Source organism: Polaribacter sp. (genome assembly GCF_965656025.1).
GTDB lineage: Bacteria > Bacteroidota > Bacteroidia > Flavobacteriales > Flavobacteriaceae > Polaribacter.
The window spans coordinates 30,012-35,992 of the sequence record NZ_CBFHJT010000012.1; the positions used below are offsets into that span (position 1 = coordinate 30,012).

At 29.2% G+C, this 5,981-nt stretch carries 13 protein-coding genes; 3 read left to right on the forward strand and 10 right to left on the reverse strand.

Annotation, left to right across the window (positions count from 1 at the left end):
* Positions 1-181: 181 nt before the first annotated feature.
* From ACTG3S_RS03675 to ACTG3S_RS03710, 8 genes are all read right to left on the reverse strand, one after another.
* Entirely contained in the window at positions 182-670 is a 489-nt protein-coding gene (locus tag ACTG3S_RS03675; RefSeq protein ID WP_439128021.1) for a hypothetical protein, read from the reverse strand.
* A gap of 1 nt (position 671) precedes the next feature.
* Positions 672-839 (reverse strand): DUF4177 domain-containing protein, encoded by a 168-nt coding sequence (locus ACTG3S_RS03680; protein WP_439128022.1) that lies wholly within the window; start codon positions 837-839, stop codon positions 672-674.
* Position 840: 1 nt separating this feature from the next.
* The gene (locus ACTG3S_RS03685; protein WP_439128023.1) at positions 841-999 is read right to left on the reverse strand and encodes a DUF4177 domain-containing protein; all 159 of its coding nucleotides are present in this window, start codon (positions 997-999) and stop codon (positions 841-843) included.
* Positions 996-1,211, reverse strand: coding sequence for a hypothetical protein (locus ACTG3S_RS03690; RefSeq protein ID WP_439128024.1), 216 nt, complete (start codon positions 1,209-1,211; stop codon positions 996-998). The genes ACTG3S_RS03685 and ACTG3S_RS03690 overlap by 4 nt, the downstream gene beginning before the upstream one ends.
* Entirely contained in the window at positions 1,208-1,384 is a 177-nt protein-coding gene (locus tag ACTG3S_RS03695) for a hypothetical protein (RefSeq protein ID WP_439128025.1), read from the reverse strand. Before ACTG3S_RS03695 ends, ACTG3S_RS03690 begins: the two co-directional genes overlap by 4 nt.
* A gap of 9 nt (positions 1,385-1,393) precedes the next feature.
* On the reverse strand, positions 1,394-1,579 hold the full coding sequence (locus ACTG3S_RS03700) for a hypothetical protein (protein WP_439128026.1): 186 nt from the start codon (positions 1,577-1,579) through the stop codon (positions 1,394-1,396).
* Positions 1,580-2,062: a hypothetical protein gene (locus ACTG3S_RS03705; protein ID WP_439128027.1), complete on the reverse strand. Its 483-nt coding sequence runs from the start codon at positions 2,060-2,062 to the stop codon at positions 1,580-1,582.
* Between the two features lie 117 nt (positions 2,063-2,179).
* Positions 2,180-3,040, reverse strand: a complete 861-nt coding sequence (locus ACTG3S_RS03710) for an SPFH domain-containing protein (RefSeq protein WP_439128028.1) — start codon at positions 3,038-3,040, stop codon at positions 2,180-2,182.
* A 122-nt stretch (positions 3,041-3,162) separates the two neighbouring features.
* On the opposite strand from ACTG3S_RS03710, the gene ACTG3S_RS03715 reads away from it, so the two are divergent.
* Genes ACTG3S_RS03715 through ACTG3S_RS03725 form a run of 3 tightly spaced genes read left to right on the forward strand, consistent with a single transcriptional unit; the run spans position 3,163 to position 5,135 of the window.
* Complete coding sequence (locus tag ACTG3S_RS03715) at positions 3,163-3,945, forward strand: S1/P1 nuclease (protein ID WP_439128029.1); 783 nt, start codon at positions 3,163-3,165, stop codon at positions 3,943-3,945.
* A gap of 50 nt (positions 3,946-3,995) precedes the next feature.
* Positions 3,996-4,523 carry a TlpA disulfide reductase family protein gene (locus ACTG3S_RS03720; RefSeq protein ID WP_439128030.1) on the forward strand — a complete coding sequence of 176 codons (528 nt, stop codon included), beginning with the start codon at positions 3,996-3,998 and terminating at the stop codon, positions 4,521-4,523.
* Positions 4,524-4,529: 6 nt separating this feature from the next.
* Positions 4,530-5,135, forward strand: a complete 606-nt coding sequence (locus ACTG3S_RS03725) for a thioredoxin family protein (protein WP_439128031.1) — start codon at positions 4,530-4,532, stop codon at positions 5,133-5,135.
* Positions 5,136-5,188: 53 nt separating this feature from the next.
* Here ACTG3S_RS03725 and mscL read toward each other — a convergent pair whose 3' ends face one another.
* Positions 5,189-5,596, reverse strand: coding sequence for a large conductance mechanosensitive channel protein MscL (mscL, locus tag ACTG3S_RS03730; protein ID WP_439128049.1), 408 nt, complete (start codon positions 5,594-5,596; stop codon positions 5,189-5,191).
* A 55-nt stretch (positions 5,597-5,651) separates the two neighbouring features.
* On the reverse strand, positions 5,652-5,981 hold a 330-nt coding region (locus tag ACTG3S_RS03735), incomplete at its 5' end, for an alanine racemase C-terminal domain-containing protein (protein ID WP_439128032.1).

Consider the following 5,981-nt stretch of genomic DNA (forward strand, 5'->3'; position numbering starts at 1 on the left):
ACATTACCAGACCCATGTACCCAAATAATTAAGGCCTGTTTTTTAGAGGTGTGTGTTAGAGTTCCTGGTAATTCTATATTATCATTTTGTAAAATAATATTTTCAGATTTTACTTGTGCAATTGCCATTGTAATACCTAAAATATAAGTTAGAAAGTAAAGAAAAACTCTATTCATTTTTATTATTTATAAGTTTTTAAAACACTAATAGCTTCCTCTTTTTTTTGAGTGCCAATTAATAGTTTTTTACCGTTTTTTAATTCTAATTGAATGCCAATATCACCAGAAACGTTAATACAAGTTCCTTTTGATTTTCTCCAAAAAAAGCCACCTTTTAAACCCCAACCACCATATTCTCCTATAGGGTTGTAAGTTCTAACATAGGCTTTAGCAATTTCTTGCCAAGGAATTTGTTTAAATTTTAAATGAAAAGGGAAGAATTTGTAGTATATCCCTTTTTCATCTATTCTAGTTTTTAATTTAAAAGCAAAGATAAATAGGGCAGCAACTAAAATTCCTGAAGTAGTTAGAACAAATTGCGTAGTTGTCATTTTAGTTTCTTCTTTTAAATATTCTTGAACAATTATTATTATAGGCACAATAAGGCTTACTGCTATTAAAACAATTAGCCATAATTGCGTAAAACGTTGTTCTTCTTTAAAAACTTTCACTTTATCTGTTTTTATCTTTTTCTAGAAGCGCATATACACCTCCATTTGTGTTGGAATACACATTAATTACTCTCCAACCTTGTTTTGCGTGTGAATTGATATCATCTTCAAAATTATTTTGACTGTTAGACCAACTCATTTTTTGTTTTAAAAACTTATATTCTTTCATGTTATCTGTTTTTATCTCTTTCAAAAACTACTGAATTCCATCCACTAGGCACTTCTTTTAAAGTCCATCCTTCTCTTGCATGTTGATTTAATAAATCCTCAAAGTTTTGACTTCTATTTCTAAAGCCTAATTTTAATTCTACAACTTTATATTCTTTCATTTTTCTTTTTGTTTATATTGGTTTAAAATTACTCCAATTAGTAATCCAAATGCAGCACCTAAAGAAACCCCAAGTGAAACACCCATAGCTACATTATTTGTAACTGCACCAATTACTGTTCCTATTGATGATCCAATAGAAGTTCCTAAAGCTATAGCAATGCCAATTGATAATGATTTTTTTTCTTTCATATTAATTAAAAATAAATTCATTCCTCTTTTTTATTTTTTGCACTTTGTGATATTGTTACGAAGGCAGCACTAAAAGCAACTCCAACAGCAATACCTAATGCTAAATTATTTAGAGAAATACCAATTGCTGTCCCAATACAAATTCCTATAGCAATTCCATTAGCTGCACTTCTTTTTTTCCTTGGTTTACTCATTTGTATTTTTTAGTTCTTAGAATTATTATCTTCTTTTAAAACTGTAAATGCAACAACAACTCCAATTAATGAACCTATTATAGATCCATAAACAGTACTTAATGCAATGTTTTTGGTTACTGCACCAATTGTTGTGCCTGCAGAAGTACCAAGAGCAACACCTACTGCTATTGTTGTTATTTGTTTGTTATTCATTTATAAATATTCTATTTGTATTCTTGAATTTCTTTTTTTAACTGCTTCTAAAAAAAAGTCTATTTTTTGATTTTCCTTTTTGAAGTCTATCTTTTTACGTCTTCCATTATTCGTGTAAAATGTAATATCAATTTTGCTGTCTTCATCAATTTCTTTATCTCGTTCATCGTCTTCAATTTCAATTTTTATAATGTCATTTATTTCTAGTGTGTTTATCCATTTTTTTCTGAAGATAAACTCAAAAAACATGTAAACTAAGTATACGGATGCTATTGCAAAAATCCAAAACTTGGTGTTTTCGTAAACTCCAATAATGTTCTTATAGTCTTTCAATTTATCTACAAACAAAGAAATTAAAGAAACGCTTCCAAAGAACTTTAGAACATCTAAAGCATATTTACCTTTTCTATATTTAATTTTTACTGTAGCAGTATTAATTTCTAGAAAACCATGTTCAATCTTATAATTTAGAGAGTTTTTCAATTTACAAATGATTAATTTCTATTTTGGTGTGTTTTTTTTAATTAGTTTCAAAGTTGAGATTTCTCCACAAGGTCGAAATGACATAGGTTAGAAAAACTTATTTTTACTATCAACTATTTAATGACTCAAAGTTCCAGCATTCACCACAGGAGAAGCTTCTTTGTCTCCACATAAAATAACTAACAGGTTGCTCACCATAGCTGCTTTTCGCTCTTCATCAAGCTCAACAATTTGTTTTTTGTTTAATTCTTCTAAAGCCATTTCTACCATTTCTACAGCACCTTGTACAATTTTATGTCTTGCAGCAACAATAGCTGTAGCTTGTTGTCTTTTTAACATGGCTGATGCAATTTCATTCGCATACGCTAAATAGCCAATTCTTGCTTCTAAAACTTCTATACCTGCAATAGTTAAACGTTCGTCTATTTCTTTCTCTAACGCTTCAGAAACTTCATTTACACTTGAACGTAAAGTAATATCTTCATCATGGCCTTCGTCTGCAAAATTATCATAAGGATACATGCTTGCTAGTTTTCTAACAGCTGCATCTGTTTGTACGCGTACAAAATTCTCATAATTATCTACATCAAAAGCAGCTTTGTAGGTATTGGTTACACGCCAAACTAGAATTGTAGAAATCATTACTGGGTTCCCCAATTTGTCATTTACTTTTAATCTTTCTGAATCAAAATTACTGGCTCTTAAAGAAATGGTTTTTTTTCTAAAAAGTGGATTTGCCCAAAACAAACCGTTCGCTTTTATAGTACCTACATATTTACCAAAGAGTAAAATTACTTTAGATTGATTTGGGTTTACTAAAATAAAACCAAACAAACCAACAAAACTAATAACACTAATAATTATATAAATAGGGTTTTCTTGTTGGATTGTAAATGCAATGCTTCCAAAAAATAATATTAAAACAACGGCCAACATTAAATAACCGTTAGCTGGTTTGATGATTTTTTCTGCTTTCATGATGTAAAATTTAGTATGATATTAAAATGATATCACAAATATATTAAATTATTTTATTGATTTCCAAATATTTTCGACAAATAATTTTATAACTTCGCAAAAAATTAATTAAATTACTTCTCATGAAAATTAAACTTTTATTACTGATACCATTCTTTTTTATTACAAAATCTACCAAAGAAGAAACTGCTTTTTGGGGCCAAAATGGACATAGAGTTACAGGTAAAATTGCTGAAAAACATTTAACAAGAAGAGCCAAAAGAAAAATTGACAAACTTCTAAAAGGAGAAAGTTTAGCATTTGTATCTACCTACGCAGACGAAATAAAATCAGATAGGTCTTATAGAGAATATTATCCTTGGCATTATATTAATATGGATTTGGATGAAACGTATGCAACAGCAGAAAAAAATCCACAAGGAGACTTAGTAACAGGTATTAACAAATGCATAGCTGTATTAAAAGATAAAAATAGTACAGAAGCAGACAAAGCTTTTTTTCTAAAGTTATTAGTTCATTTTGTAGGAGATTTACATCAACCTATGCATATTGGGCAAAGAGAAGATAAAGGTGGTAATACCATACAAGTGCAATGGTTTGGAAAAGGAACCAATTTACATGCGGTTTGGGATACTAAAATGATAGAAGAGTGGAATATGAGTTATGTAGAATTGGCAAATAATGCACAAGATTTATCAAAAAAACAAATAAAATCAATTCAAGAAGGTACCCTTGTAGAATGGGTAGATGAGGTACACGAAATTACCAAAGAATTGTACAAATCTGTAAAAATAGGTGAGAATTTACGCTACAGATATTCTTACGATCATTTAGGGACAGTTAGAAAACAATTACAGATTGGTGGTATTCGCTTAGCAAAAATTTTAAACGACATATTCGGTTAATAATCAGTTAATTATTGATTTTGTATTTAAATTATCTATACTTTTATCAAATGAAAATTAAAGTTTATTTTTTGTCTTTTTTGTTTATTGCTTTGGTTTCTTGTAAAAAAGAGACTTCTAAAAACAAAGACTTAAAAAAGGTGGAGGTTGCAGTACAAACCTCAGTAAAATCATATACTTACAATGAGTTAAAACCACTTTTAGAAAAAAAAGATAACAAAACTTATATTGTTAATTTTTGGGCAACATGGTGTGGACCTTGTGTAAAAGAATTGCCTTATTTTGAAAAAATTAATAAAGAATTTGCAGATAAAAATGTAGAAGTTTTATTGGTAAGTTTAGATTTTCCAAAACAAGTAGAAAAGAAATTAATACCTTTTATCAATAAGAAAAAACTACAATCTAAAGTGGTGTTATTAGATGATATTAATGAAGATGTTTGGATAAAAGATATTGATGAAAATTGGTCTGGTGCCATACCAGCAACCATTATTTACAATAAAGATAAACGTAAATTTTACGAGCAATCTTTTGATTATAAGACCTTAGAAACTGAATTACAAACCTTTTTAAAATAAATAAAAATGAAATCAATAAAACCAATTTTGCTAGTATTTGTTTTTGTATTAACTGCATTTTCTGTAAAAACAGATTTGGGTTATAAAGTAGGAGATACTATAGAGAATTTTACATTAAAAAATATTGATAACAAAATGGTTTCTTTGTCTGATTATTCGTCAGCAAAAGGCTTTATTATTATATTTACTTGTAATACTTGTCCTTATTCCGTGGCAAATGAAGACAGAATTATCGCTTTAGACAAAAAATACAAAACCTTAGGTTTTCCTGTAATTGCAATAAATCCAAATGATCCATCAGTAGTTCCAGATGATAGCTTTACAGCAATGCAAGTTAGAGCATCAGAAAAAGGATTTACATTTCCTTATTTGTTTGATGATGGGCAAAAAGTGTATCCAAAATTTGGTGCTACCAAAACACCACATGTGTATATTGTAACTAAAAAAGATATGAAAGTACGGTATATTGGTGCTATAGATAACAGTTCTAGAAATCCAGATAAGGTTACAGAAAAATTTGCAGAAAATGCTTTAGATGCATTATTGGCGGGTAAAGAAATAGAAAAAAAGGAAACCAGAGCAATTGGTTGTACTATAAAAGTAAAAAGATAAATACAAAAAAACCTGAGCATTTGCTCAGGTTTTTTTAAATTGTAAAAGAAAAATTATTTTTGTTTTGCTAACAAATCTCTAATTTCTGCTAATAAATCTTCTTGAGAAGGTCCTTTTGGTGCTTCTGGTGCAGGCTCTTCTTTCTTTTTAGTTGCATTTATACCTTTTATAAGCATAAACATTACAAAAGCAACAATTATAAAGTCGATAACGTTTGTTAAAAAGTCTCCATAAAGTACAGCAACTTCGCCAACTACTTTACCAGCATCATCTGCAACACCTTCTTTAACAACATATTTTAAATTTTTTAAATCGGCATTAAATATTAAGCCAATTAGCGGAGAAACAATACCTCCTGTAAAAGAAGTTACAACTTGTTTAAAAGCTGCCCCCATAACAAAACCTACAGCAATGTCTACAAGGTTTCCCTTCATTGCAAAGTCTTTAAATTCTTTTAGCATTCCCATTTTATTGTGTTTTTAATTAGTTAATTAAGTTGCTAATGTAGTAAAAAAATTATTCCTTTAACGTTTTTTTAATACGACTAGAAATAGCGGTTAAAGTTTCGTAGACAATGGTTTCTGAAGCAGTAGCAAAGTTTAGCAACATCTCTTGACTATTAAAAATAATTACTTCATCACCTTCTTTACAGTCTATTTTGGTAACATCAACCATAATCATGTCCATACAAACATTCCCAATAATTTTTGCCTTTTTATTGTTGATGAGTACGTAGCCCTTTTTATTACCTAGCTTTCTAGACAAACCATCTGCGTGCCCAATAGGTATGGTTGCGCTTTTTGTGGGTCTTTTTGCCACAAAACCTCTGTTGTATCCTACAGTTTC

Bases quoted from the DNA above. Each gene is read 5' to 3' on its own strand.
- ACTG3S_RS03685 (WP_439128023.1), bottom strand. From the start codon at position 999: ATGAAAGAATATAAAGTTGTAGAATTAAAATTAGGCTTTAGAAATAGA.
- ACTG3S_RS03680 (WP_439128022.1), bottom strand. From the start codon at position 839: ATGAAAGAATATAAGTTTTTAAAACAAAAAATGAGTTGGTCTAACAGT.
- ACTG3S_RS03715 (WP_439128029.1), top strand. From the start codon at position 3,163: ATGAAAATTAAACTTTTATTACTGATACCATTCTTTTTTATTACAAAA.
- ACTG3S_RS03710 (WP_439128028.1), bottom strand. From the start codon at position 3,040: ATGAAAGCAGAAAAAATCATCAAACCAGCTAACGGTTATTTAATGTTG.
- mscL (WP_439128049.1), bottom strand. From the start codon at position 5,596: ATGCTAAAAGAATTTAAAGACTTTGCAATGAAGGGAAACCTTGTAGAC.
- ACTG3S_RS03690 (WP_439128024.1), bottom strand. From the start codon at position 1,211: ATGAATTTATTTTTAATTAATATGAAAGAAAAAAAATCATTATCAATT.
- ACTG3S_RS03725 (WP_439128031.1), top strand. From the start codon at position 4,530: ATGAAATCAATAAAACCAATTTTGCTAGTATTTGTTTTTGTATTAACT.
- ACTG3S_RS03700 (WP_439128026.1), bottom strand. From the start codon at position 1,579: ATGAATAACAAACAAATAACAACAATAGCAGTAGGTGTTGCTCTTGGT.
- ACTG3S_RS03720 (WP_439128030.1), top strand. From the start codon at position 3,996: ATGAAAATTAAAGTTTATTTTTTGTCTTTTTTGTTTATTGCTTTGGTT.
- ACTG3S_RS03695 (WP_439128025.1), bottom strand. From the start codon at position 1,384: ATGAGTAAACCAAGGAAAAAAAGAAGTGCAGCTAATGGAATTGCTATA.